Raw genomic sequence first — 601 nt, forward strand, 5'->3', positions numbered from 1 at the left:
ATCTTCAGTCCTTCTCAGTCGCAATGACTGTCTGCATCTTAGCCTGGAACTTCTTCATGTGCTTGGCGTGCAGTCTTTGGAACCGCTCAGCATCCTTGCGGATGGTTTCGCTGTTCCCTCCTCCGCGACAAACTACATCCCAGAGCAGCTGCTCGGCCTCTTCTCGGAACGTCTTGGCTTTCTTTACCATGCCGGCCACTCCTCTTCTGGCACCTTGTCTTTGGGATCGACATGCACCTGGCCATTAGCTGCAACCCATCCCCTGACGAATATCTTGTACTCATTCGGTCTGAAGAACCTGGCGATAGCCTCGTCGTTGAACATGACTTCGCCTTGCGCTTTGCGTCCCTCGTTGTAGATGAGCACGTTGTTCATCGACCCCAGGCTCATCAGCGGGCGCTGCAGCTTCCAAAGCTCGATCTTGGGCGCATTCGGGCAATCAGGCCCCAATGCAAACTTGATTTCCAGGTCTGTTGCCTGGCAATACTCACACTGCTGATTGCCGTGGTTGAGCCTAGATGGCCCCATTTTATGATTATTTGTCTTCACTTGCAAGACCTTTCCTGCTTATATGCCTTTTCAGAACACATTACCTTCAGCC

Annotated in this window: 2 protein-coding genes; both read right to left on the reverse strand. The window is 52.2% G+C overall.

All coding sequences use genetic code 11. The annotated features are described in order from the left end of the window. Positions 1-4 precede the first annotated feature (4 nt). Positions 5-190, reverse strand: a complete 186-nt coding sequence (locus VJI93_RS08395) for a hypothetical protein (protein WP_324001699.1) — start codon at positions 188-190, stop codon at positions 5-7. Continuing rightward, complete coding sequence (locus VJI93_RS08400) at positions 184-555, reverse strand: hypothetical protein (RefSeq protein ID WP_324009260.1); 372 nt, start codon at positions 553-555, stop codon at positions 184-186. The genes VJI93_RS08395 and VJI93_RS08400 overlap by 7 nt, the downstream gene beginning before the upstream one ends. Positions 556-601 lie beyond the last annotated feature (46 nt).

It is taken from the genome of Parvimonas sp. M20 (genome assembly GCF_035282425.1).
GTDB lineage: Bacteria > Bacillota > Clostridia > Tissierellales > Peptoniphilaceae > Parvimonas.